The sequence below is a fragment of the Thermomonas sp. genome (genome assembly GCF_019104945.1).
Lineage (GTDB): Bacteria > Pseudomonadota > Gammaproteobacteria > Xanthomonadales > Xanthomonadaceae > Thermomonas.
This window is the reverse complement of the sequence record NZ_JAHRWW010000020.1, coordinates 24,237-48,229: the sequence shown is the minus strand read 5'-3', so window position 1 is coordinate 48,229 and position 23,993 is coordinate 24,237. Positions and strand designations below refer to the sequence as shown.

22 protein-coding genes are annotated in these 23,993 nt (G+C 55.3%); 17 read left to right on the top strand and 5 right to left on the bottom strand.

Translation table 11 applies throughout. The features are described from left to right. The first annotated feature begins 80 nt into the window (after positions 1-80). On the top strand, positions 81-1,199 hold the full coding sequence (locus KUL77_RS06025) for an MraY family glycosyltransferase (RefSeq protein ID WP_297144480.1): 1,119 nt from the start codon (positions 81-83) through the stop codon (positions 1,197-1,199). 15 nt (positions 1,200-1,214) lie between these two features. Here KUL77_RS06025 and KUL77_RS06020 read toward each other — a convergent pair whose 3' ends face one another. Beyond that, the gene (locus KUL77_RS06020) at positions 1,215-1,640 is read right to left on the bottom strand and encodes a hypothetical protein (protein WP_297144477.1); all 426 of its coding nucleotides are present in this window, start codon (positions 1,638-1,640) and stop codon (positions 1,215-1,217) included. A gap of 405 nt (positions 1,641-2,045) precedes the next feature. Between KUL77_RS06020 and KUL77_RS06015 the strand changes: the two genes are divergently transcribed. The 8 genes from KUL77_RS06015 to KUL77_RS05980 all read left to right on the top strand — a co-directional run bounded on the left by KUL77_RS06015 (position 2,046) and on the right by KUL77_RS05980 (position 10,873). After that, a complete protein-coding gene (locus tag KUL77_RS06015; protein ID WP_297144475.1) occupies positions 2,046-2,858 on the top strand; it encodes a M15 family metallopeptidase in 813 nt (270 codons plus the stop codon). 152 nt (positions 2,859-3,010) lie between these two features. After that, positions 3,011-3,271 (top strand): PAAR domain-containing protein, encoded by a 261-nt coding sequence (locus KUL77_RS06010; protein ID WP_297144472.1) that lies wholly within the window; start codon positions 3,011-3,013, stop codon positions 3,269-3,271. Between the two features lie 102 nt (positions 3,272-3,373). Continuing rightward, positions 3,374-4,729: a hypothetical protein gene (locus tag KUL77_RS06005; protein ID WP_297144469.1), complete on the top strand. Its 1,356-nt coding sequence runs from the start codon at positions 3,374-3,376 to the stop codon at positions 4,727-4,729. A 19-nt stretch (positions 4,730-4,748) separates the two neighbouring features. Next, positions 4,749-8,450: a type VI secretion system membrane subunit TssM gene (gene tssM, locus KUL77_RS06000; RefSeq protein WP_297144466.1), complete on the top strand. Its 3,702-nt coding sequence runs from the start codon at positions 4,749-4,751 to the stop codon at positions 8,448-8,450. Beyond that, entirely contained in the window at positions 8,447-9,430 is a 984-nt protein-coding gene (gene tagF / locus KUL77_RS05995; RefSeq protein ID WP_297144464.1) for a type VI secretion system-associated protein TagF, read from the top strand. The genes tssM and tagF overlap by 4 nt, the downstream gene beginning before the upstream one ends. Positions 9,431-9,432: 2 nt before the next feature. Then, the gene (locus KUL77_RS05990; protein ID WP_297144462.1) at positions 9,433-10,227 is read left to right on the top strand and encodes an OmpA family protein; all 795 of its coding nucleotides are present in this window, start codon (positions 9,433-9,435) and stop codon (positions 10,225-10,227) included. Between the two features lie 56 nt (positions 10,228-10,283). Beyond that, positions 10,284-10,535 carry an antitoxin gene (locus KUL77_RS05985; RefSeq protein ID WP_297144460.1) on the top strand — a complete coding sequence of 84 codons (252 nt, stop codon included), beginning with the start codon at positions 10,284-10,286 and terminating at the stop codon, positions 10,533-10,535. Beyond that, positions 10,535-10,873, top strand: coding sequence for a type II toxin-antitoxin system ChpB family toxin (locus KUL77_RS05980; protein WP_297144458.1), 339 nt, complete (start codon positions 10,535-10,537; stop codon positions 10,871-10,873). Before KUL77_RS05985 ends, KUL77_RS05980 begins: the two co-directional genes overlap by 1 nt. Position 10,874: 1 nt before the next feature. On the opposite strand, the gene KUL77_RS05975 is transcribed toward KUL77_RS05980, so the two are convergent. Then, positions 10,875-11,882: a histidine kinase gene (locus tag KUL77_RS05975; RefSeq protein ID WP_297144456.1), complete on the bottom strand. Its 1,008-nt coding sequence runs from the start codon at positions 11,880-11,882 to the stop codon at positions 10,875-10,877. 130 nt (positions 11,883-12,012) lie between these two features. On the opposite strand from KUL77_RS05975, the gene KUL77_RS05970 reads away from it, so the two are divergent. Genes KUL77_RS05970 through KUL77_RS05945 form a run of 6 tightly spaced genes read left to right on the top strand, consistent with a single transcriptional unit; the run spans position 12,013 to position 18,699 of the window. Further along, entirely contained in the window at positions 12,013-12,576 is a 564-nt protein-coding gene (locus KUL77_RS05970) for a GspH/FimT family pseudopilin (RefSeq protein ID WP_297144453.1), read from the top strand. A 44-nt stretch (positions 12,577-12,620) separates the two neighbouring features. After that, positions 12,621-13,040 carry a type IV pilus modification protein PilV gene (gene pilV / locus KUL77_RS05965; protein ID WP_297144452.1) on the top strand — a complete coding sequence of 140 codons (420 nt, stop codon included), beginning with the start codon at positions 12,621-12,623 and terminating at the stop codon, positions 13,038-13,040. Beyond that, complete coding sequence (locus KUL77_RS05960; RefSeq protein WP_297144450.1) at positions 13,037-13,921, top strand: prepilin-type N-terminal cleavage/methylation domain-containing protein; 885 nt, start codon at positions 13,037-13,039, stop codon at positions 13,919-13,921. Before pilV ends, KUL77_RS05960 begins: the two co-directional genes overlap by 4 nt. Further along, positions 13,918-14,511 (top strand): PilX N-terminal domain-containing pilus assembly protein, encoded by a 594-nt coding sequence (locus tag KUL77_RS05955; protein WP_297144448.1) that lies wholly within the window; start codon positions 13,918-13,920, stop codon positions 14,509-14,511. Before KUL77_RS05960 ends, KUL77_RS05955 begins: the two co-directional genes overlap by 4 nt. A gap of 19 nt (positions 14,512-14,530) precedes the next feature. Continuing rightward, the gene (locus tag KUL77_RS05950; protein WP_297144446.1) at positions 14,531-18,283 is read left to right on the top strand and encodes a PilC/PilY family type IV pilus protein; all 3,753 of its coding nucleotides are present in this window, start codon (positions 14,531-14,533) and stop codon (positions 18,281-18,283) included. A 29-nt stretch (positions 18,284-18,312) separates the two neighbouring features. Then, complete coding sequence (locus KUL77_RS05945) at positions 18,313-18,699, top strand: type IV pilin protein (protein WP_297144444.1); 387 nt, start codon at positions 18,313-18,315, stop codon at positions 18,697-18,699. A gap of 83 nt (positions 18,700-18,782) precedes the next feature. Here the strand turns inward: KUL77_RS05945 and KUL77_RS05940 are convergent, their stop codons facing one another. Next, complete coding sequence (locus KUL77_RS05940) at positions 18,783-20,291, bottom strand: M20 family metallopeptidase (protein ID WP_297144516.1); 1,509 nt, start codon at positions 20,289-20,291, stop codon at positions 18,783-18,785. Between the two features lie 218 nt (positions 20,292-20,509). Between KUL77_RS05940 and KUL77_RS05935 the strand changes: the two genes are divergently transcribed. Further along, complete coding sequence (locus tag KUL77_RS05935; protein ID WP_297144442.1) at positions 20,510-20,860, top strand: ComEA family DNA-binding protein; 351 nt, start codon at positions 20,510-20,512, stop codon at positions 20,858-20,860. Next, positions 20,857-21,498, top strand: coding sequence for a HutD family protein (locus KUL77_RS05930; protein WP_297144440.1), 642 nt, complete (start codon positions 20,857-20,859; stop codon positions 21,496-21,498). Before KUL77_RS05935 ends, KUL77_RS05930 begins: the two co-directional genes overlap by 4 nt. Positions 21,499-21,573: 75 nt before the next feature. On the opposite strand, the gene KUL77_RS05925 is transcribed toward KUL77_RS05930, so the two are convergent. Both KUL77_RS05925 and KUL77_RS05920 read right to left on the bottom strand, forming a co-directional pair. Next, positions 21,574-23,031 carry a sulfite reductase subunit alpha gene (locus KUL77_RS05925; RefSeq protein ID WP_297144438.1) on the bottom strand — a complete coding sequence of 486 codons (1,458 nt, stop codon included), beginning with the start codon at positions 23,029-23,031 and terminating at the stop codon, positions 21,574-21,576. Further along, complete coding sequence (locus KUL77_RS05920; RefSeq protein ID WP_297144513.1) at positions 23,028-23,945, bottom strand: FAD:protein FMN transferase; 918 nt, start codon at positions 23,943-23,945, stop codon at positions 23,028-23,030. The genes KUL77_RS05925 and KUL77_RS05920 overlap by 4 nt, the downstream gene beginning before the upstream one ends. Positions 23,946-23,993 lie beyond the last annotated feature (48 nt).

Genomic DNA, 23,993 nt, shown 5'->3' with positions numbered 1-23,993 from the left:
CCGCCGTTTTAGTTTTAAACTCGAAAGATGTAGCCGGAAAGTTATAGAATCCAGCTCAAGGAATGGCGAGGAAGTAACGGATGCTGCGCAATCTCTACGGCTTTGACTTATTAGCAGTATTTCTGACTTTTGTTGTCACGGCTTTGGTGCTGTGGGCGTTGCAGCCGCTGGCGTTTAAGCTAGGGTTGTTGGATCACCCTGTTGGTCGTAAAGACCATGTCGTCCCCACACCAATGATCGGCGGAGTGGCCATCTTTTTGGGCTGTGTAGGCATTTTCTTTTGGCAGCAATCCGGAACTCATACGCTGCATGCGTTTCTACTATCTGCAACGATTATCGTCGCCATGGGCGTTTATGACGACTTGCGCGATATGCGCTGGTACACGCGCATCTTGTTGCAGGCCGTCGCAGCGCTGATTTTCATTTATTGGGGCGGTGTGCGGGTGGAGCAAATTGGCCCAGTATTTGGCATGAGCGAATTTTCGCTTGGCTGGCTTTCGGTTCCGTTTACCGTATTTGCCACAATTGGCGTGATCAACGCTGTCAACATGGTAGATGGTGCAGATGGTCAAGCAGGCTTATTGGGGCTGGCCGCACTGATCATGCTGGCTGCAGCGGCAATGTATTCCGGTTTCGAAGTGTTGGCTGAGCGGCTGTCCGTGTTATGTGGTGCGCTGGCGGGGTTTTTAATGTGGAATGTGCGCCTGCCGTGGCGTCCGCGAGCCAAAGTATTTTTGGGGAATGCGGGAAGCGCGCTGCTTGGTCTTGTAATCGTGTGGGTAAGTTTTCGCTTGACCCAAAATCCCAGCCATCCGGTGAACCCCGTATTGGCGTTATGGATGTTGCCTGTACCTCTCATGGACTGCCTAGTGCTTATTGTGCGGCGTATCCAAGAGGGGCGTTCTCCATTTTCAGCCGGACGCGACCACATTCACCACATCATGCAAGACGCTGGTTTTGGCCCCACCCGCGCCGCTTTGCACCTCACTTGGTTCAGCTTGCTTTGCGGGCTGCTTGCCGCCCAAGCCAAGCGCATGCAAGTGCCGCCGCCTGCGCTGCTCGCCGCCTTTGTCGTGCTATGTCTTGGCTGGTATTGGCTTAGTCACAAGCGCGAACGTGCAGTAGCATTTTTTCAGCGCCTACGTTGTGCGAAGGCGCCGCAAAACGCATCCGTAGCCGCGCAGAGAACAGAACCCTAAGGGTATCTTCGCAATTTAACGTTTTACCGGCTTAGGCTTATCCGCAACGGCCTCCAGCGCTTTGCGTTGTTCCTCAGCACGCTGCTGCTGTTCGGCGTTGAGTTTGGCGACCAGTTCATCCATTGTTTGTGGTGCAGACGCGACGGGTTTGGCGGCTGCATCGGGCGTTCTCTTGCCTTCAATGAGTCCTAGCAAGGTGCCGAGTAGGTCTTCTTGATCTTTGTTTTTGTTCGCACCCTTGCCTGTACTTGCGCGCGCCTGCTTGGTGGGGCGCGGCTGCCTCTGCATGGTTGGTTTTGCTGATTCAGGTGCGGCAATAGATGCAACTTGGTCCAGCGTATTGTGCTGCGTTGTTGCTGCGCTCAGAGGCGCCGCTTGCGGTGGTGGCTCTGCACTATCTGCCGCCTGTTGTGCAGGTGGTGCATCGACAATCATGGCCACGGATGCAGCGTTGGTTGTAGGTGCAGACGGTAGGACAGGCAGGGTGGCAACGGGCTTGGCGGGTGTCAAAGCCTCGGGTGGAGATGGCTGAGGAATGATACTAAACGCCGCAGCGGCAACGCCGAGTGTTGCAAGCGACCACCAAAGAGCTGCTTTGCGCTTTGGAGGCGATGTGCGCGATTTTGGGCTTGCACTTTGCCCCTCCATATCTGCCAAAATGCGCCCGCTCTTATTTGGGGTAAGAGTAGGGTTGCCCGCCATTAGGTTAGGGCGTTGATGTGTGTTGCCGTTCAAGTGCATCCAGCCTTGGACTTGCGTCCATGTCGGTGAGGCTCCCCCCTCGGCATGTATTCTCGGGGTATTTTGAATGGTGCGTCAACTTTTTGACGCAAAAAGGATGGGGTGATGTGGGTCGTTGCAGGGATGGTAGGGGTTGCAGTGCTCGTGGTGCTGCTGTGTGCCGCACTGTTGTTTCCAGAATTGGCCGAAGGCATGCGACGGCAAGGGGGGCTGCTGGCGCAGGAGGCGGGTACGTATTCACAGACGAGGCTGGGCTTTTTTCGGCGCCATTGGCTGGTGCTCTTGGTGGCCGGCATCCTGCTGGTTGTACCGACAACAGTCATTCTGTTTACGCGCCAAACTGTGTTGTTAGACGATTTTCAAGTAGATGATATGGCTGAATCCAGTTCAATGATCGCCCAGTTACTGCGCGGTGAACGGCTGGCGCCGCCACCGCCAGCGCCGCCGGAGTTATTTACGACGCTAGAAATACGCCGTCTGCGTCCGGAGCTTGTAACGGCTGATCGGCGCTGGGAAGGGGTTGAGGCCGATATGCAACAACGCGTATTGGCAATTTTTGAGGTGATGCGGCGCCAATATGGCTATGAGTTGGTCTTGGTGGAAGGTTATCGAAGCCCGGAGCGACAAGCAGCACTTGCGGCAGGAGGAAAAGCCACGCGTGCTGGAGCTTGGCAAAGCTGCCACCAATACGGATTGGGCGTGGATAGCGCCCTGCTGCGTGATGGCAAGCTGCAATGGGACATGGAAGACGAATGGGTGCGTCGGGGCTACACCCTTTATGGCCAGCTCGCGGTGCAGGCGGGTCTTGATTGGGGTGGAAATTGGCAAAGCATCAAAGATTACGTGCACGTGGAAATGGCGTCGTCTTGCCGTCAGGCACGAAAAGAAAGGCGGGCTGCACTTACAGCCACGCCATGATGTATTTGAATATTTGCCGCAAATTGTCAGTTTTATGTCAAAATTTGTGACATATCCTGCTTTGTCCTGATATCCTGTTGGCCGCTAAGTACACGAGATTCCGGTATTCCAAGGGGGTTTACCGCGTGTAGCTAGGCAGGGAGCTTGTTGGCGTGACACGTCCATTTATTGTAGCGGGTGACAAATTAAGTCATGGCGGTGCCGTGCTGCCGCCGAGTAGCCAAACCGATATCGATGGCCTGCTCGTAGCGCGTATCGGCGACCAAACGGTGTGCAGTTTGCATGGACCCGGCACGATCGTTTCAGGGGATGCCACGGTCGTGATCGACGGAAAACCTGTTGCCCGTCATGGTGACAAGACCAGCTGTGGTGCATCACTGATTGCTTCACAAACCCGCGTCCACCTGCGCTAAGCGGTGCGAAATGGCAAGTTCGCAGGCGGGGGACACAAGGTAATGGCAAGGTGGCTGGGGAGAGCCGTCTCGGTGATTGCTGCGTTTGTTTTTACTTGGGGCGTGATGATTCTGTACTGGCGTAGCAGCGGCCGAACCCCCACGGGGATGGAAATGCTGATGTGGCTGGGTGTCGCTCCGGTTGCGGTCAGCGGTGGCGGTTGGATGTTGCGCTCGGCGTTGCACAGTGGGATGAATAAAGCGCTTAATGCCGACATCACCCTGACCAGTACAGCGAAACAGCCGGGTGTGCACAAGCCCGTAGCGATCCAGCAGACGGCAGTGGCTGCGGCAAGCCTGCATACATGGTTGGGGCTAGGGGCTGACGCTTGGCTCAATGACGGACATCGCTTGCCGTTACCGCCACTGAGCAGCACGTTGCGCGATGCCCGTGGTCTGCCGGTTCAAGCGTGTGAAGTTGATGCACTGGAAGCGCGGTATGGGGATGTTTTGGCTTCCGCCACCGGTGCCGTACGCGTGCATGAGCAGCGTGCCCTCATGCTCCTGCAACCGGTTTTAGAAACACTGCTGCATGAAGCCTACTCGCGGCTCCCTATTGCCGAACATACGCCCGAAGTGGTTGTGGCCGGCCTGCGCCGCAATGATACCAAGCCGCTGAAGTGCTCAGTCACAATTGAACTGCTTGTTCCGCAAACCTGGGGCGATACCTATCGGCATTGGTTAGCCGATTGGCTGCATAAACAAGCGCAACAAATGGGGTTTGAAGTAGGTCAGTTCGACATACAAGTGACGGTATTAGCCTCTGTGGACGCCGTTTGGGAGCGCCTGCGGCACATAGCGGTGGCACTGGAACAAGACGCAATGCAACAGCATCTGCTGCTTGCTGCATCTTCGTATATCGACCCGCAACTATTGGCCGAGTGGGATGCCAGCGGAAGGCTAGCAACGGCCGAACGTAGCGCTGGCGACGTTCCGGGCGAGGGCGCGGCAGGGGTGCTGCTGTCCTCGCACGCCGCAGCTAAAGAGCAGGATGCTTGGTTGTGCCTGCCACAATTGGTTGTGCTCAATGACGACACTCGGCAGCGTCCCGCTGCGCTGCGCAGGCATTGCGTCTCCGCTGTTACTGAGTACTGGGAGAGCACCGGCTTAGCACCCGATAGCCTGCAGTTCAGCGTGCATGACGCCACCTTGCATGGTGATGCCGCGCTCCATGCGGCGAGTGTTGCTGTTGCGGTCAATCCCGATTTAGACCCCGTTCGACAGGGAGCCTCGCTACGTGCAAGTGCGGGCGAACTTGGTTTGGTATTGCCGCTGGCGCAATTGGCGCTCGCGCAAGCGCAAATACAACAGCGCGCCGAGAGTGTTTTAGTGCAAAGCGTTGCAGCAGGCTCCGCATTCCACTTTTCCCTGCTAACCCCATCCCCCCTATCACGCTCTCTTGTTGGCGAGCGCGTATGACAGTCTTTGGAAATTCAGCATGCGATTGAGCACGTTCACCTATTACCTCCGTGACTACCGGTTATGGATGCTGATCAGCCTTATTGGTGCGGTTGCCGTTACCCAGCAAGGCGGTGAGCGCATGCGCCAGATGGGTGTTTGGCTGGCGATCGCCGTGGCGGTAGGGCTTGTAATTGCTTTGATTGCATGGGGCGTGCGGCGCCTGCAGGCGCGGCGTTCGGCCAAGCAGATGGATGCAATGCTGCAAAGCGAGGGTGACCGCGCCGTAGCGCATGCAGCTCCCGCCCAGCGTGCCGACACCGAAGCGCTGCGCTCGCGGATGCAAGACGCGGTAAAGCAAATCAAAGCATCACGCATGGGGGTGCTGAAGGGCAGCGCTGCGCTGTATGAATTGCCGTGGTATGTGATCATTGGCAACCCTGCGGCAGGGAAAAGTACGGCCATTTTGAATTCCGGCCTGCAGTTTCCTTTTGAAGACAACCACCGCAACGTGGTGCAAGGCATTGGTGGCACGCGCAACTGCGATTGGTACTTCACCACCGATGGTATCGTGTTGGATACCGCGGGCCGATATTCGGTGAATATAGAAGACCGCTTGGAATGGCTCACCTTCCTTGATCTTCTGAAAAAGAATCGCCCGCGCGCCCCTATCAATGGTGTCATCATCGCGGCGAGCATTGCTGAACTCTCGGGCAGCAAGCCAGAGTTCGCAATCGAACTTGCCAAAAACTTGCGCCAGCGCGTGCAGGAAATTACCGAACGGCTTGAAGTGTTTGCACCGGTCTATGTGGTGTTTACCAAGGCGGATCTCATTGCTGGGTTTAGCGAGTTCTTTCAGTCACTAGATCCGGGCGAGCGCGAGCATGTATGGGGCGCTACGCTACCGTTTGACGTGCAGCAGCAGAGCAATGCGCTCAGTGCTTTCGATGCCCATTTTGATGAACTAGCAGAAGGCCTAAAAGACGTGGGGCTCACGCACATGGCCATGCAGCGTGGGCGCGCGGTGTCGCCTGGGCTACTGTCCTTGCCGCTGGAATTTGTGGGAATTAAACCGGCACTACGCAGCTTCATTGCTACGTTGTTTGAAGACAACCCATACCAGTTCAAACCCGTGTTCCGTGGGTTTTATTTTTCCAGCGCCGTGCAGGAAGGGCGTTCGGTTCACCACGCCTCCGAACGGATCAGCAAGCAGTTTGATCTACAGCGTAGCTCCAATGTGGACGTGGCCCCAGTGGGGCAAACCGCCTTCTTCCTTAAAGACCTGTTTCGGAAAGTAATCTTTACCGACAAAGAACTGGTGCGGCAGTATTCCAGCCCATATCAAAAGCGCATGCGCTACGGTGTTTTCCTTGGTGCGGTTGCTGCGCTGGCATTATTGATGGGTGCGTGGGCTTGGTCGTATTCCAATAATGCGCAGCTTGTGCGCAACGCCAGCCGCGATCTGCAACAAGCGGTTGCGCTGCAACACAATCGTGTGGATTTGAAAGCACGCTTGGAGGCACTGCAGCTCCTGCAAGATCGCATGGAGCAGCTGGATCACTACGCAAAAGAAGGGGGCATTACGACGCATCTTGGCCTGTATCAAGGTGATGCCATTCGCGAAAAACTGTTGCGCGAATACAACCACGGCATGCAGCAAGTGATGCTGGCACCCACGGTGGCCAGCCTTGAGGCATATCTTGCAAGCGTGGTTGAAGCCCGCGGCAAACTTGGACAAACCGCAGTAACGGCCGTTGAGAGTGACGTGCTCTATCAGAATGCCTCACCCACCAACACCAATGATGCGTATAACGCGCTAAAAACATACCTCATGCTGGGGCAGCCGCAGCACGTAGAAAGTAGCCATTTAGCCCAACAGCTCACGCTGTTTTGGCGGGCTTGGCTCGATGCCAACCGAGGGCAAATGAGCCGTGAAGAAATGGTGCGCACCGCAGAAAAACTGCTGACCTTCTACGTGGCCCAAGCGGGTAAGCCGGGTTGGCCGCAGATTCAAACCAAGGCAACGCTCATCACGGATACACGGCTTGCACTTAGCCAAGTCATGAAGGGGCAGCCCGCCGTTGAGCGCGTGTTTGCGCAGATCAAGGCACGCGCAGCGGCACGCTTTGGAACTGTAACGGTAAATTCTCTGGTGGGTGAGAATAACAAGGGGCTGATCTCGGGAAGCTATGCCGTATCGGGTGCTTTCACCCGCAAGGCATGGGAAGACTATGTGCAAAATGCGATTAAAGAAGCGGCCAATACTCAATTAAGCACTACCGATTGGGTGCTAGATGTCACCGAGCAAAGTGATCTTTCATTGGCGGGAAGCCCGGAGTACGTTGCACGCGAATTGTCGGGGATGTACAAGCGCGAATATGCGCACGAATGGGGGAAGTTTTTGGCTGGCCTAAGTATTGCCGACTTCACTTCATTCAATGATGCGGTTGCACAGGTCAACCGCTTAGGCAATGCAACAACGTCACCACTGCGTGTTTTGCTCGATAAGATCAACGAAGAAACCGTTTGGGATAACCCACCGCAACAAGCGCGTGCGTTGCAAGAGCGCAAAGGCTTCATGGCGTGGTTCCAACGCACGATTCTGCGTAAAAATCCCGCAGCCGAAATGGCGAAAAAACCAGTTGGCCCAATTGGTAAAGCGTTTGAACCCATTGCTCGGCTCACCATGGCGCGGGGCGATCAACCCCCGCTCGATGCTGCCTATTTCGATGCACTCGTAAAATTGCGCAGCCGTTTGAACAACATCAAAACGCAAGGTGAAATTGGTATCGGTGCACGCAAGCTGATGCAAGACACACTGAGCAATGAAGGCTCCGAACTCAGCGCTGCGCTGTCTCTGGTGGATGAACAACTGCTCTCGGGAATGGATGAATCGCAGCGCAATGTTCTGCGGCCATTACTGCTGCGCCCCATTACACAAACCTATGCGGCGCTTATTGCGCCTGCCGAGGCAGAGATCAACCGCAGTTGGAAGGCACAGGTGCTTGATCCCTTTGTGGCTGGCATAGGCACGCAGTACCCGTTTAATTTGAACTCGGATGTAGATGCGGCCGCAAGCGATGTTGCCACAATCTTTGGCGCCAACGGCAGCATTGCCACCTTCAACAAAGAGGCCTTGGGCGCACTTGTGTTGCAGCGTGGCCCCTTGCTGGAAGTACGACGCTGGGCGGGAATGGGGGTGAACCTTTCGTCTGAGCTAGTCGCCAACTATGGCAGTTGGGTTAGCGGTGCGGCATCGGGTGAGCAAGACGCCACGATCTTCGAGGTCTTGCCATCTCCCGCGATTGGCGCGGTGGAGTACACCCTTGAAATTGACGGGCAGCAACTGCGTTACCGCAATACCCCACCGCAATGGGTGACGATGCAATATCCAAATATCGGGCAGGTTCCGGGTGCGCGTATTAGCGCGGTTACCAGTGATGGACGCACCGTGGATGTCTTCAATGCGCCCGGGTCCAATGGCTTTGATCGCCTGATGTCTAGTGGTGAATTTGAAAAACTAGACGGTTCGACCCGTATCACATGGTCTGAAGGTGGTATCAGCGTGGCCGTGGAAATGCGGATCGTGCGCCGCGCAGGAAGTAACGCAGCAAGCAGCACAGGTGGTGGCGATTGGCAGCGCGGTTTGCAGCTTCCAGCCACGGTGGCTGGAGGCACGCCAATCGCAGCTTCTAGTGTGGCAAGTGCAGGCAACAATGCCGTGGCAGGAGGCGGGCAATGAATCAATCCACCCATGGAGAGGTCTCGTACTTTGGAAAAATTCCTGCACGCGGCGACTTCGTTCGCCACGGCAGCCAGCACCAACTGATCGCGTGGCTGGATCGTTGGGCGGGTGAGGGTCTGGAATTGATGAGCCAAGTGCCGCAATGGAAGCAGCATTACGACAATGCATCCGCAGGGCATTTTGCATTTATTGGAACACGCAACAAAACCGCGTTGTGTGGGCATATTCGCCCCAGCCACGACAGCTCTGGCCGTCGCTTTCCGTTGCTGGCCGCCACACGCTTGGACGTTACCGAGCCCTTGTCATTTTTAGCGCGCAGCGCATTGATCATGCAGCCCACCTGGGGGCAACTGGCCCGCCTAATGGCCTTGGCATGCACACAGGAAAATGCCGAAGCCACGCTCATGCAGCTGGCGGGTGCACATTTGGATATTGCCACCTCACCCTCTGCATATGAGGCGCCTTATGCAGCATTCCTAGAGCAGACGAGTCTAGGCGACCTGCACATGCTGTTGCGTGACGCAGGGCTTCCTGCGGTGGCGCTTAAGCAGCTATTGCCTGCATTGGGGCTGCTCTTACAACCACTACTGAGTGGTGGTGATGTGGCGATAGACAAAGCGTTGGCATTCCCGCTGCCGCGTGACCCTGCCTACCGCTATCAGGTGGCAGCATTCTGGTTAGACCTCTTGGCTGGTTTTGTGGCGCGAGCGGATCTGGAACTATCGGTCTTGATCGCCAACGATAATCAGCGCGGCATGTTGGTGGGGTTCAATGGCGCAGACCGGCAGATACTGCGTGCGGCCATGGACCCTTCCAGTGCCGAAGATTTTTTGATTCATATCGAACGCGCCGAATGGGTCGAACCGTATTTGGCGGGAGACTTCAATCTCAGCCGGTTGGCCAGCTATTTAGATCGCAGCGAACTCCGGCTTGGATCGGCACGCAAATTGTTTGGCGAAACATTTTTAGGAGCTTGATCATGCGTTTCCTTCGGCGTACAGGGTTCGCGTTTGCGCTTATCACCATAGTGGGGGCGGCGGTTGCGCAAACAGCCGTGCTGCAGCCACCTGCAGCAACTCCCGCAAGCGAGCGCCCCGTCATCATCGAGGGCGTGGTGCCCGATCAAGCCACCAAGGCCAAGTTACTTGCCAGCCTGCAGGGTGTGTATGGTGCTGGTCGTGTGGTGGACCGCATTCAAGTAGAAGACATTGCAACGCCGCCCAACTGGGGCACCTATGTCGCCAATATGCTCACCCCCGGGCTCAAGCGGGTGAGTGCAGGCAAGCTGGAAATCAACGGGCAGTCGATTGCCGTGCGCGGTGAAGTGGCAAACGAAGCGCTGCGCCAACAAGTGGCCAGCGATCTCAGCCTTGCCAGTAATGCCAACTACACCGTTGTCAATGGTTTGAAGGTGGGCGGGCGGCAGCAACTACTCGACCAAACTCTGGCCAATCGTATCGTTGAGTTTCAAAGCGGCAGCGCCCAACTCACCCCATATGGAGCTGCGATTCTCGATGAAATGGTGGCGAAAATGGCGCAGATGCCCAGCGTGCGCTTTTTGGTGGTGGGCCATACCGACAACGTCGGTAAGCGTGAGGCTAACATCACCCTAAGCCAAGCCCGTGCACTGGCGGTACGCAGCTATATGGAAGCCAAAGGGCTTCCTTCAAACCGTATCGACATACAAGGCAAAGGCCCAGACACCCCGGTTGCCGACAACGCCACCGACGCAGGCCGCGCCCGTAACCGGCGGATTGAGTTTAAGGTGCAGTAAAACATTGTTTTACCTTTATGCTATGGTGTGGTTTAGGTAATTTTTGGAGGTGTCCCATGGAAGTTGTGCTTAGGAAAATGGGTAATAGCACGGCGCTTGTGGTGCCACCCTTGGTTTTGAAAGATCTTGGTATTGGTGTAGGTAAGCACCTCATGTTAAACACCACCCCGGATGGAAAAATCATCCTCACCCCTAAGAAAAAATACACTTTGGCCAATTTGCTTGCCCAGTGCGATAGCAATGCCCAGCCGCCTGCAGATATGGATGCTTGGGGTAGCGCCCCGCCTGTTGGAAACGAGGTGTGGTGATGGCAGTGTTTGAACGTGGCGATATTGTTAGTGTGCCGCTTGATCCTGCGCTTGGGCATGAACAACGAGGCACGCGCCCAGCGTTGGTGCTAACGACCAAAGAGTTCAACAAGTTGGGCGATGTGTTAGTAGCGCCCATCACCCAAGGCGGTGATTATGCGCGCTATGCCGGGTTTGCGGTTTCGCTGGTAAGTACGGGCTGTAAAACCCAAGGCGTGGCTTTGGTCAATAAAACCCGAATGCTTGACCTCGTAGCGCGCAAAGCTAGAAAGATAGAGCGTGCGCCTGCTGCTGTGATAGATGATGCCATTGCGCGTTTATCGGTGCTATTGGATTGAATTAAACAGGCTTGGGCAGCACCATTTTCGCCACAAAGCGGCCATCCTCAACCACCGTATCCACGCGGCCACGGCCATCGGTCATCGCCAAGATACGTTCTTTGGCAGAGGCTAGACCAACCGCGTGGCCCTTGGAGTCACCTGCCTCTTCAGGCAGATCGTTGCTAACCAAAACTTCGATGCCCTTATGCGTGCTGGTAACGATCACCTGCAACTGCCCACCATGAGGCAGGCGCTCAATGCCATGACGAATGGCATTTTCTGCAAGTGGCTGAATAGAAAGCGATGGCACTTGCACACTAGGGAGTGTATCTGGAACTTCCCAGACTAGGCGTAGGCGCTCGCCAAAACGCAGCGCCTCGATGTCTAGGTAGCGCTGGGTCAACTCTAATTCTTCATGCAGCGGGATGAGCTTTGGCCCGCGCAGCGCACTGCGGAACAGGTCGGCCAGATCCAGCAAAACCCGTTCAGCCACGTCTGGCTGCGCATGCACCAGCGCAGCGCCCGTATTGAGCGTGTTGAATAAGAAGTGTGGGCGAATGCGCGCTTGCAGTGCCTCCAGCTCTAGCTGCTTGGCGCGCACCGCCAATTGCCGTGAGCGCCAATAGTTTTGGTAGGTCAAAAGCCCAATCAGCCCCACCACCAGTGCCAAGGCCAGCAGGCGTAAAACGAATGCAGACCGGCTGATCTCAAGCGTAGCCGTCATAGACAGCACCGCCCATGCCGCCTCGGCCACCAGCAGGCTCATCATCAAAAAAAGTGCCAAACACACCCACGCTAGACGCAGCGCGGGTAGGCGAGAGAGGGGGGCGCGCAGAAGAAAGAGCAAACATAGCGTGCCCAGCAGCACCCACTGCGCCGCTAGCGAGGCTAGCCCAAACTGCATCAATCGCGCCCCACTTTGCATCGGGGCCAGCGCTAGAATGGCTGCCAATGCCTCGCCGCCGAGCACCACCGTAAGCAGGGCTGTGGGGCGCCAAAGCGCGGAGAGCGGCGTGGTTGGGGGCATCGAAACAAGGTTTAAAGTGTGGGCCATAGTTCTACCACGAGCAGCCGCTAAGTGGCAGTCATTGCCGCTAACGCCCGCCATTGGCCCGCCTATCGGGCGTTGCTGGAAGCCTAGGAAAGGAGCCGTTACTGTGAAACAGCCAAAAAGCGAGGGTGCCATGTTGCGACACCAAACACATTTACCTTTACCCGCACAGCCACGCGGCTTCACCCTTGTGGAGCTGATGGTGACGGTGGCGGTAATCGGAATACTGGCCATGATTGCGGCGCCGAGTATGAGCAGCATGGTGGAAAGCGGGCGTGTGAAGGCGCAGACCGAAGAGCTTATTGCGGGTCTTCAGTTGGCACGGGCCGAGGCCGTTCGTCGAAATACTCGCGTCACAATTTGTCCGAGTACTGACGGAAGCGCCACCTGTGCCTCAAGTGCTACTTGGGCAGGGTGGGTGGTTCACGGTATCGACAAAACATCTTGCACAGATCCGGCGAATGCAGCTAGCTGCGCAGATGACGTTATTCGCTATCACGTTGTCAGTGATCCCGTGGTAGTTAGTGGCCCTCAAGATGGGGTTGTGTTCAAGCCATCGGGCTTGGCCAATACAGAGCAAAAGGTAGAAGTCGCCGTATCCAACACCAAACGGTGCCTGACGGTGCGTATTAGTGGAGTGGTGTCAGTAGTAAATGGAGCGTGCTCATGAATCGTTTATTCCAACCCGCAACAATGCCTAGGGGGGCGCAGGGTATGAGCCTCATCGAAGTGATGGTTGCCGTACTGGTGCTTGCCGTTGGTCTATTGGGTATTGCTGCCATGCAATCATTGGCACTTCGTGGTGGGCAAAGCTCGTTGGAGTCCAGTCAGGCAGTAATGGCAACGAGCTCTATGTTAGAAGCGATTCGCGCAAATCCAACGCAAGCAGCAAGCTACAATATGGGGAAAACATGCGCTACGCCAGCCGCTGGAACAACGCGAGTATCAAATGATAAGTCGGCTTGGGTAGCATCTATTAAAACGATGCTGGGCAATGCAGCAACAACATGCGGGCAAGTAACGAATTGCGGGCCGGGCTTAACATGCACAGTGACAGTGTTTTGGGATGACTCACGAGGGGGGGCGGATCAAGGCGGTAGCTCACGCTCGTTGGCGGTGGAGACACAAATATGAGCCGGCCCTCTTTGCAACGGTTATATCAAGCAGGGTTTAGCTTGATTGAATTGATGATCGCCATGGTGCTGGGGTTGCTGGTGCTTGGTGCGGCGATTGCAATTTTCCAATCAAATCAAAATACGTTTAATGCCAACGAAGGGCAGAACCGCATTCAAGAAGGGGCGCGGGTTGCATATGAGCTAATGTCTCGCGATATCAGGGCGGCTGGTGGCACGGCATGCTCTTATTTGGCGCGACCGGATGTGGAGCATGCGCTAACTGCAGATGAAACAGCGCTTTTATCGACACCGCTATCTGGATCAGGAAGTGAATTTACTGCGGTTTCAGCTGATGACGCAGGGTATCAGGTGACTGGCGCAACAACTAGCACCGTGACGCTAAAAAAACCAGCAGAAGGCCTACCCGATTGGAAATTATCAGATGCGTTTGCAAATAATGATAAGGCCGTAATTTGTAATGCAAGCCAGCTCTATGTTGTAACTGTAACGAATGTTAATGATGGTTCAAATACGTTAACTTTTTCACCAGCTACACCGGTTGCTATTTATAATAAAGATATTTCGCCAGCGGCCTCTGTTTCTGCTGCGCGCTACCGCAGTAATCGCTGGTATTTAGACGGCGGTGCACTTAAAGTTCAACGCAATGGCGCTGCGGGGCAAGAAGTAATAACAGGTGTTACTGGGATGACAGTAAGCTATCTACGTAATAGTGGTAATGCCTATACAAGCACTCCGGCTCAATGGAATGACGTTATTGCAATGCGTGTGAATTTGACGCTGCGTGGCCAAAAAACGATGGGGGGGGACGTGAAGGTGGATGGCAATAATTACATCACGCGACAGACATCTAACGTTATAAGTATTCGGAGCCGCCCGTGAGTAAGCTAAATCACAATCAATTGTGCATTGGGTCTCGTCAACAGCGGGGTATTTCACTGCTGGTGGTGCTGATTCTGCTTATTGTTATGTCTGTTCTAGGCGTTGCCGTATTGCGAAGCTCTGCGATGCAAGAGCGTATGGGCGCCAATCTGCGCGATCGCAACGATGCAATGCAGGCGGCTGAAATGGGGTTGCGCGTCGCTACTAATACCGTAATTGGCGGCACGTTCAATGCCATGTGGAATGGTTCAAATACATTTACTGCGCTACGTGGAAGCGCAACCTGTGTAGGAAACGGTTATTGTGATCGTAGCGATCCAGCAGTGGCTGCTAATTGGGAAACAGCGCCATTGCAACCCACTGGGTGGACTCAGGTAAACGGCGCCAACTCTCCCAGCTATGGCTTTATTGTCGAGTATTTAGGGCGCGGCATCGGTGAAAGTAAAGACGTTATAGGTGTCTGTTCGTCAACAAATGCACCCGAATATATGTGTAAGCGTCCGATGTTTCGCGTGACTTCGTTTGGCCGTGGTCGTGGCCAAGCGCAGGTCGTGTTGCAGGCTAATATCATTAGCCAGCCCAATCCATAATTAAAGTGTGGGTTTAGCCATGAAAAACCATTACCCCAATTCCAAGACCAAGCTAGTACGTGCCATGGATAAACAACGCCCTGTGTGGGTAACTCCTGTGGCGTTTTTGGCAACCATTTTGGCGCTGCCTGTAAATGCAGGCATTGTAATTCCAGATGAGCCCTTGATGACGGGCGTCAGAGTGGCTCCGAATATCTTGTTTATCCTCGATGACTCCGGGTCGATGCGGTGGGAAAATATCAATAATGGCAGCATCGCTAAGATCACAGGGGTGGGTAGTTTCAGTGATGAGCCCAGTGACGATGGTGTGAGTAGCGGTAATTCCGGCGACCTGACCTATCGGAGCGGCAATAACTGGATGTTCGAGCAGGCCTATACCACTAATACCATGTACTACAACCCTGGTACCACATATCAGCCATGGGTGACGGCCAGTGGCAGTCGTGTCACTGGCGGCACCAGCTACGGCAGCGCTTACGATGACACCAACTTAGTGAGCTATACCGATCCGTTGACCAGTGCAAGCACAAGCAGTGGTACGGTCAATCTGGCCGACTATACGCGTACTTTCTATGTGCCCAAGAATAGGTCGCAAACGGGGGCGGTATATCTGTCGAACGTCGAGAACTACTACCGCTACCAGATCCTGGCCGGTGGTTCGGATATTGTGCAAAGTCATTGGGGCAAGGTGGTTGAGAGCGGTGCATCACTACTTAGCGTGACCCCAGCGTCAGGTACCGTAAAGAATAACAACGTCAACACCCACACCCTCGGCAGCATCCCTGCGGGTGAAACATTGGAACTAACCATTCGCAGGAACACCTCGAGGTACGGGTACTTCAGGCTAAAGAATCCGTCCGGGATCGTGGTCTGTGCGGTTGAAGTGGGTGACCCAAACCCGAATACTTGCACTGTCAGCCCAACGGTTTCGGGCGTTTACACTGTCGAAGCGACGGACGCCAATCCCGATAACAACGCGGCGGACTATCAACTCAGTGCCAGATATTACACCACCAATCGCTGTGGCAATGGCTTTGACAGCTACGATTGGATCGATTGCGCGTCGGGGGTAACACCAACCGGGCGTTCACTGGACGCAGAGAAAGCCAATTTCGCCACCTGGTATTCCTATTACCGTACCCGCATCAAGGCCGCCAAAGGCGGCGCGGCGGAAGCCTTCAATACTCAGGGGCGCAAGGTGCGTGTGGGTTATCGCACTATTTGGAATCGCAGTAATTTCGATATCCCAGTGGGGGATGGCAACGACGGTCGTTTCGTCAATGGTATCACTGCACAAGGCGATGCCACGGCCACTACCTCGCGATCGACTTGGTTCAACCGCCTGTTTGCAGCTGAGGCTAATAACGGTACGCCATTGCAGACCGCACTTAACAGCGCAGGGCAATATTTTTCAGGTTCAGCAAACACAGGTCCTTATGGTCCTGAAAGTGGTACTGCACAGTTTTCCTGTCGCCAAAACTTCACTATTCTAACCACAGACGGTTATTGGAATAACAGTACGGTAAATACAGGAACGAATGGTGATGATAACGATGGCAGCCTGATTACTAATGACTTGGCTACCACCGATCCCAACTATAAGGGCTATCAGTATAAAAAAGCCGCCCCCTATCCGGATGGGGTTTCCAATTCGCTGGCCGATGTGGCAATGCGGTATTGGAAAAATGACCTTCGAACGGACTTGGCCAATAACGTGCCCAGCAGCTACTCCAAGGTGGCCGGAGAGAACGATCAGGTGGGGCGCGACCCTGCGTTTTGGCAGCATATGGTGACTTTCACTATTTCGATTGGCCTAAAAACTACAAGCGGGCTGTCCAGCGTGTCGCAAGTGACGCCATCTACAACTTGGCCAAGTAGTGCCCAGTTGGATACCGGCAATGCAAACAACGATACCAAATACCGTCTGGATGATTTGCTGCATGCTGCCGTCAATGGGCGTGGATCTTTTGTCTCTGCGTCTAGTCCGCAGGAGTTTGCTGATGGTTTGAGTGCGGCCTTGGCAGCAATTTCGCAGCGTACAGGTTCGTTCTCTAATACAACAGCCAGCGATGCCACCAGCCTCAATACCGGGACAAAAATCTTTAAGGCCAGTTATGTGTCTGGTCTATGGACGGGTGGCCTGAAGTCAGAAACCGTGACTACCGGAGCAGAAAATTGGCAGGCTTCAATTCCGGTTTACGGCACTACGCGTAAAGTGTTTACCATGGGGAGCACGGCCGGGGCTAGCTTTCCCACCGCAAGCCAAGTAAGCGCACTTGATAAAACAGGTGTGGGCGCGGCCAGTTATGAAGTAAGTGGTGCCGACAACGCGAACTATATCTTGGGTGATCAGTCGAAAGAAGGTACGGCTCCGGGTAAGCTTCGGGTGCGCACATCGTTGCTTGGTGATATTGTAAACTCGTCACCTGCTTATGTAAGTGAAACAGATACCGTTTACATCGGTGCGAATGACGGCATGATGCACGCGTTCGACGCAAGTAATGGTAACGAATTGTTTGCATATGTCCCAAGCATTATTAACTTCGCAAAGTTAAAGGACTTTAGTGCAGGGGACTATACGCACCAGTGGTTTGTGGATGGTCCTATTGTTGTGAGTAAGCGCTCACTTGGGCCAAGTAGCACCAATATTCTAGTGGGAGCATTGGGGCGTGGTGGAAAAGGCTTGTATGCACTCGATGTCACTAATCCTTCATCGTTTGCCGCTGCGAACGTCAAATGGGAGCGTGCTTCAACATCGGCCACACCGAGTGCTGATAACATGGGGCAAGTATTGGGTGCTCCAGTTCTTGCGGCTGTGCGTACTAGCGGCACAGCGACCACTCCAGCCGTTATTGTTGGCAATGGCATCAATAGTAGTAGTGGTAAGGCAGCGCTGCTGGTTCTCAATCTGACAACGGGTGCTGTCATTAAGGAAATTGCTACAGACGCGACCCTTAATAACGGCTTGTCTACCCCGACTGGGTTGTATGCTGCGGATGGTAAAACCCTCGTATACGCCTATGCCGGTGATATGCAGGGCAACATCTGGAAGTTCGACATGACAAGTACCAACCCGGCGGCTTGGTCTGCTAGTAAGGTGTTTCATGCAGAAAAGACAGCGGGAACTCCACAGCCAATTACCGGTGGGTTGGTAACTGCGGTAGACCCGCGTACTAATACGCGCTGGGTATTCTTTGGTACGGGGAGCTACCTAAGTGCCACAGATGGCAACGATAAGACGACAAGTTCCCAAAGTATGTACGGTGTAATGGACGATGGCACTACTTATACCCGCGCCAATCTGGATTCGCGCAGCGTAACAACGGATGCTTCTACTGGACGGCGCTACTTCCAAGAGCTCTCATCCTTGTCCGCCGGTAAAAAGGGTTGGTATGTTGATCTAACGGGTGAAGGTGAGCGGATTGTGCAGAATGCACAAATTGACGGCTCGTTCTTGGTAACGGCCAGCATGATGCCCTCCGGAAACTCTTGTGACGACGTGGGTGGTAGCGGCTATATCAATGCCCTACAGCCCTTCCCAGGTATTGCTACCGGCCGCTCATACTTTGACTTGGATGGCGATGGTACAACTGATGATGCAGGGACGGCAGGAAAACCAACGGGCTCGGTAAAGACCAATGGCATGCCAACCTTGCCGGTGTTGTTACCTGGCCAACTGGTCATCAATACATCGAGTGGTGAAACGCAGAAAATCAATAAAGGACAGGCTTTGTGGAACCGCGTCTCTTGGCGCGAAATTCGCAACGACTGAGCACCATGAATCAATTTAAGGAGCGTTCCATGCGTGCTTCAAAACAACACGGGTTTAGTTTGATTGAGCTAATGGTGGTCGTTGCAATTATCGGCATCTTGGCATCCATCGCTATACCGTCTTACACAGAGTATGTCCGCAAAGGAAGGCGGACAGCAGGTGGGGCTTGTGCAGCAGCGGTAGCGCAGCAAGCAGAACGTTTTTATACGGCCAATTTGACTTACGTGGGGTTCACAGCAAACACAGCGATCTGTGAGCCTAAGGCTTTGGAGTTTTACTCCATCGCGCCAAGCAATCTTGGGCTCAAGACGTACACCATTAGCGCTACGCCTAAACCGGCACAAAGCGGTGACTCATGCAGTACGCTGACCGTCAATCAAGCGGGCACGAAAACACCCGCGACTGGATGTTGGTAATTCTCACGCAACATCTAAACCAACAAACCCGCCATTCGGCGGGTTTGTTGGTTTAGTTAGGCGATCCGTGTGGCAAGTGGTATTCAGCAGCAGCCCCCCGGCGTATCCGCATACGAATTGTCGCCGGTTGCCGCAACACCCGTGGTTTCACCGCGCAGGCTGGCGGCGCTGTGTTCGGCCATCACGCGGGCCACGCAGGCGGTAACGGCTTTACCCATCGGGATATGCAGAAATTCATTGGGGCCGTGGGCATTGGAATGCGGGCCCAGCACGCCGGTGATCATGAATTGCGCGCCGGGGAACTTCTCGCCCAGCATGCCCATAAACGGAATGGTGCCGCCTTCGCCCATGTACATGGCGGGCTTGCTGAAGAAGTCTTGGCTAGATTGCTCGATGGCTTGTTCCAGCCACGGAGCCATGGCGGGGGCATTCCAGCCAGTGCTGGCTTTTTCTAGGTACAGGCTAACTTTGGCGCCGTAGGGCGGATCTTTCAGCAGGGTTTCTTTCAATAGCTCACCGGCTTTCTTGCCTTCCAGCGTGGGCGGCAGGCGCAGGCTGAGTTTGAGCGCGGTGAATGGGCGCAACACGTTGCCCGCCGATGCCAGTGGGGGCAGGCCATCAACGCCGGTAATCGACAAGGCCGGGCGCCAGGTGCGGTTGAGCACCAGCTCGGTGAGATCGGCGTTCATTGGGCTCATATCGGGCAGGAAGGGGAATTTATCGAACACTTCATTACCCAGCACCGTAGATACTTTGCGCGCCTGTGCTAAACGGTCGGCGGGGACTTCTACCTGCAACCCATCTAAGAGAATGCGCCCAGTGTCTTCGTCTTCAATACGTGAAAGCAGGTCACGAATCACTCGGAAGCTAGAGGGCACGATGCCGGACGCATCGCCCGAGTGCACGCCTTCGGACAGCACTTCCACAGTAAGGTTGCCACCCGCCAAGCCGCGTAGCGAGGTGGTGCACCATAGCTGCTCGTAGTTGCCGCAGCCGGAGTCGAGGCACACCACCAAAGACGGCTTGCCGATGCGGCTAGCGAGGTGATCCACATAGAACGGCAGGTCGTAGCTGCCGGATTCTTCGCAGCCTTCAATCAGGATCACGCAGCGGGCATGCGCCGCGCCTTGTGCCTGCAGTGCCATGATCGCGGTGAGCGAGCCGTAAATGGCATAGCCGTCGTCGGCACCGCCGCGGCCATACAGACGGTCGCCTTCCAGCACGGGCACCCACGGGCCTTTGTCTTCGTCCCAGCCGGTCATTTCCGGTTGTTTGTCCATGTGGCCGTAAAGCAGCACGCAGTCGTCGTTGCGGCCTCCGTTAGCAGCGGGAATGTCGATGAAGATCAGCGGCGTGCGGCCTTCCAAGCGCACCACCTCCACCTGCATGCCCGGAATGACTTGCGCTTTTGCCCAGCCCTCCATCAGGGCCACAGCACGATCCATGTGGCCGTTCTTCACCCAATCGGCATCGAACATCGGTGATTTATTGGGAATTTTGATGTATTCGACCAACTGCGGGATGATTTCGTTATCCCACTTGGCGCCAACGAAGTCGCGGATCTGGTGGGCGTTGAAGTGATGGGTGTGCATGGTGTCCCTGTTGTCTTTGGGTTGGTGGTTCATTGTAACGCTGGATAGGCTTAATACTTTGTGTTGGATCAAGTGGCGAGATCAGATTTTTCCTACCCAAGAGTCGGAGAAATTCCGACGCCATCTGCAGAGGCTTCCGATAGTCTGTGTAAATCCAAACGGGCACGCTATTGCAGTAGTGAGGCAACCCCTGCGCTGGCCACCCAAGGAGTTATGTCATGCGGTTATTCACTTCAATTGCGATCGCGGTATTGCTGGTGCTTGCAATGGCAGGCCGGGCCGCTGCATCGGAAAAGGTGAATATCAATACGGCAGATGCGGCTACATTGGATCGTGTGCTGCTCAATATCGGCCCTGCGAAGGCACAGGCGATTGTGGAATATCGCACCGCTAACGGTGCGTTCCGTAGCCCGGAGCAGTTGGCGCTGGTGAAAGGAATTGGTTTGAAGACTGTTGAAAAAAATCGTGACCGCATTGTGATTAATTCACAGCGAACAGTGGTGCGAGCAGCAACGCCTTTGCTGCCGGTTCCGGCTTATGTGCCGCCTGCACAGGTAGCACGCCGATGACGCAGTCTTGCTGCTGTGAAGGGGAAGCAGTAGCGGTAAGGCAGGACGCCACACGAAGTAAGTCACGCATTTTGCGGGCTACAGACTATCGGCGCGGCCGCTGGAAAAATGGGGCGGGGTGGACGTCGGAAGTGCATCGGGAACCCGATGTTGACGACTGGAAATGGAGGCTATCCATTGCCGAGGTAGAGACGGACGTGCCGTTTTCGACTTTCCCCGGCGTGGAGCGGCAGCTGGTGCTGCTAAGTGGCGCAGGGATGCGCCTGCGGTTTGACAACGGAAAGGTGCATGAACTGTCGAACCCGTTCGACATGATCGGGTTTTCGGGCGATCAATCGCTGGTAGGTGAGTTACTTGATGGCCCCACCCGTGATTTCAACTTAATGTGGAAGCGCGGTGTGGTGGATGCGCAGATTTGGCGCAGGCCGCTGGTGGGCGCCATGGTGGTATTTGCTGACCCGGGAGAAACCTGGGCTGTGCATATGCTGGCAGGGCAGGCCCATTTTGCTGGTGAGCATGCGCTGGGCAGTATGGAAACAGGTGATACCGCGCTACTGATGGCAGGTGATGAGCGTATGCGGTTTGCACTAGACGGTGCAGGTGAGGCGCTACTGATGCGCATCGTGGAGCTTAAGTAAGGTTTCTTTCAAGGCGGTGTCAACGGAATTGGCTTCGCCGCGGCACAGGGATGTGCCGCAACTTTTTTGGGTGCATCAATACACGTCGCGCCGATAACGGCCTGTTTGACGGAGTGTGGTCACGGTGGTTTCGCCCAATAGCTCGTTGAGTGCGGTTTCGACATCGGGCGCCATACCTTCTTGGCTGCCACAGATATAGAGGGATGCGCCGTTATTCACCCACTCTTGTAAGCGCTGGCTTTGCGCGCGTAAGGCATCTTGCACATAACGCTGTACGTGGCCATCACGCGAGAAAGTGCGGTTGAGGTGGGTGAGTGTGCCATTTTCAAGCCAGTGTTCTAGCTCGTCGCCAAAGAAAGCGTCATGGGCGGCGCTGCGCTCACCGAAGATCAACCACGTTTGCTTTGCCCCTTCTTGCGCTCGGGCTTTGGTAAGCGCGCGCAATGCGGCGATGCCAGTACCGTTGCCGATCAATATCAGCGGGGTGCTGGGGCTTGGGGCGTGGAAGTTGGGGTTACTGCGAATGCGCAGTGGTACGGTATCACCGAGATTAAGTTGTTCGCATAACCAGCTGCTGCCAAGACCGGGGCTGCCATCACTGCGCTGCATTTGGCGAACTAAGAGCTCAATTTGACCATCGCTTGAAATGGAGGCGATGGAGTAGTCGCGCTGAAGCTGCGGTGTTGGGTGAATCTCTGCAATATCACCCGCCTGCCACTGCGGTTTTTCGCTGCCGAATGGCTTAAGCACAAGATGGTAGGCGGGCCAGCCTTGGCTGCCGGGGTTAAGCAGCGTGCGCTTGGCAAGTATCCAAGGCTGCGTTTGTGCAGCTTCCCAAACGGAAGTGTCCGTTTGCCCTGCAAGGTTTGCTAGTTGTTGCTGCCAGCGCTGCAAGGCGCCGGGGGCAGCATTATCCACTTCGATGAGATCAAATAGCGGTGTGCCGCCGTGCTCAAGCAACCAGCGCGAAAGCCGGTGGCCGAAAGCACAAAATTCGGTGTAGCTGCTGTCGCCAAGCGCGAGTACTGCAAACTGTGTGGTGCTGAAATCAATGCAGTGTTGATGCTTGGCGTCAATATACTTTGCAAACGCGAGTACGGTATCGGGTGGGTCACCTTCGCCGGTGGTGCTGGCAATGAATAAGCAGCGCTTGCCCTGTAGCTGCTGTGGGGTAAGCTCGCCAAGATCGTGGAGTTGCGCCGTTTGGCCTGCGTCGCGCAATAAGCGAACACTGCGTTCGGCCAATTCCAGAGCGAACCCTGTCTGGCTGGCGTGGATGACATGCCAGGTGTTGTCGTCGGTGTGCTGTTGTTTTATTGCCGGTTTTTTGCGAGGCAAAAGCAGTGTAACGGCGCAAAGTACAAGCCAAAGGGTAAAGCTAAGCCCAGCGGCGAGGCGGACATCCATTTGCGGTGCAAGGGTTGGCCAATGACTTGTTTGCAGTGTCCATAGCCAAGCGGCTAGGCCTGCTAGAAGTGCCAGTACGAGTGCGTTACCGATGCGCGAACGCCAGTGGTTATGCGTGCTGCTCATGCGGCGAGGGCTTGTTGAAATTGGGTTGTCATACGTTCGTGAAGCTCGCCGTTGCTGCGTGTCAGAAAGCGCGCGCCAAGCTGTAATTGTTCGGCCAAGGCAAAGCCTGCTTCGGCCCCCAATACGCTTAGCGCGGTGGCCCAGGCATCGGCCTGCATGGCGCTGTTTGCAATAACGCTGACTGCGGCCATGGCGTGCGCAAGCGGTTGGCCGCTGCGTGGGTCTATGGTGTGTGTGTAGTGCTGGCCGTCGCGCGTGTAGTGGTGCCAACGATCGCCCGAAGTGGCAACCGCAAGATCGTTGAGTTCAAGAATACGCGGCGGCAGGTGGTGATCGTCTTCCTCCGGCCCGGCTTCCACCAAGGCGCGCCACGGTTCACCGTCTGGTTTTTGGCCAAAGCCGAGTAATTCACCCCCCACTTCTACAAGGGCGCTTTCAATACCGCGATGGCGCAGTGTTGTAGCAACCAGATCAGCGGCAAAGCCTTTGGCGATGGCGGAAAGGTCGAGCTGAACACCGCCGGGTTGCAGCACGTGGTTGTGTTCGGCATCTAAAACGATGCGCTGCCAACCTGCGTGTTGGCGTGCAATATCCAGTGCTTCGGGCGTGGGTGTGGTGCTGTGTGCGTGCGCGCCAAAGCCCCATACCCCAACAAGCGAACCGATACTCGGATCGAATGCGCTATTACTGGCTTCGGCAACTTCCAGTGCGCAGCGTAACACCTGTGCAAATTCTGTTGGAATGGCTAACCACTGGCCTGCATTGGCGCGGTTGTAGCGGCTGAGGTCAGACGTTTCCTCCCATGTGCTCATTTGCTGCACGACAAGATTGAGCTGGTCTTGAATGTCTGTGTGCAGCGCGTGCAGGTTGGTTTTGCGCGCGGCAACAAGACGCACGCTCCACGTTGTGCCCATAGTGGCGCCGCCAAGCGTGGCGATCGACTTGGCGGCCGTATGCGGAGA

Bases quoted from the DNA above. Each gene is read 5' to 3' on its own strand.
- KUL77_RS06025 (WP_297144480.1), top strand. From the start codon at position 81: ATGCTGCGCAATCTCTACGGCTTTGACTTATTAGCAGTATTTCTGACT.
- KUL77_RS06015 (WP_297144475.1), top strand. From the start codon at position 2,046: ATGTGGGTCGTTGCAGGGATGGTAGGGGTTGCAGTGCTCGTGGTGCTG.
- tssM (WP_297144466.1), top strand. From the start codon at position 4,749: ATGCGATTGAGCACGTTCACCTATTACCTCCGTGACTACCGGTTATGG.
- tagF (WP_297144464.1), top strand. From the start codon at position 8,447: ATGAATCAATCCACCCATGGAGAGGTCTCGTACTTTGGAAAAATTCCT.
- KUL77_RS05990 (WP_297144462.1), top strand. From the start codon at position 9,433: ATGCGTTTCCTTCGGCGTACAGGGTTCGCGTTTGCGCTTATCACCATA.
- KUL77_RS05985 (WP_297144460.1), top strand. From the start codon at position 10,284: ATGGAAGTTGTGCTTAGGAAAATGGGTAATAGCACGGCGCTTGTGGTG.
- KUL77_RS05980 (WP_297144458.1), top strand. From the start codon at position 10,535: ATGGCAGTGTTTGAACGTGGCGATATTGTTAGTGTGCCGCTTGATCCT.
- KUL77_RS05975 (WP_297144456.1), bottom strand. From the start codon at position 11,882: ATGCCCCCAACCACGCCGCTCTCCGCGCTTTGGCGCCCCACAGCCCTG.
- pilV (WP_297144452.1), top strand. From the start codon at position 12,621: ATGAGCCTCATCGAAGTGATGGTTGCCGTACTGGTGCTTGCCGTTGGT.
- KUL77_RS05960 (WP_297144450.1), top strand. From the start codon at position 13,037: ATGAGCCGGCCCTCTTTGCAACGGTTATATCAAGCAGGGTTTAGCTTG.
- KUL77_RS05950 (WP_297144446.1), top strand. From the start codon at position 14,531: ATGAAAAACCATTACCCCAATTCCAAGACCAAGCTAGTACGTGCCATG.
- KUL77_RS05945 (WP_297144444.1), top strand. From the start codon at position 18,313: ATGCGTGCTTCAAAACAACACGGGTTTAGTTTGATTGAGCTAATGGTG.
- KUL77_RS05940 (WP_297144516.1), bottom strand. From the start codon at position 20,291: ATGCACACCCATCACTTCAACGCCCACCAGATCCGCGACTTCGTTGGC.
- KUL77_RS05935 (WP_297144442.1), top strand. From the start codon at position 20,510: ATGCGGTTATTCACTTCAATTGCGATCGCGGTATTGCTGGTGCTTGCA.
- KUL77_RS05930 (WP_297144440.1), top strand. From the start codon at position 20,857: ATGACGCAGTCTTGCTGCTGTGAAGGGGAAGCAGTAGCGGTAAGGCAG.
- KUL77_RS05925 (WP_297144438.1), bottom strand. From the start codon at position 23,031: ATGAGCAGCACGCATAACCACTGGCGTTCGCGCATCGGTAACGCACTC.
- KUL77_RS05920 (WP_297144513.1), bottom strand. From the start codon at position 23,945: ATGGGCACAACGTGGAGCGTGCGTCTTGTTGCCGCGCGCAAAACCAAC.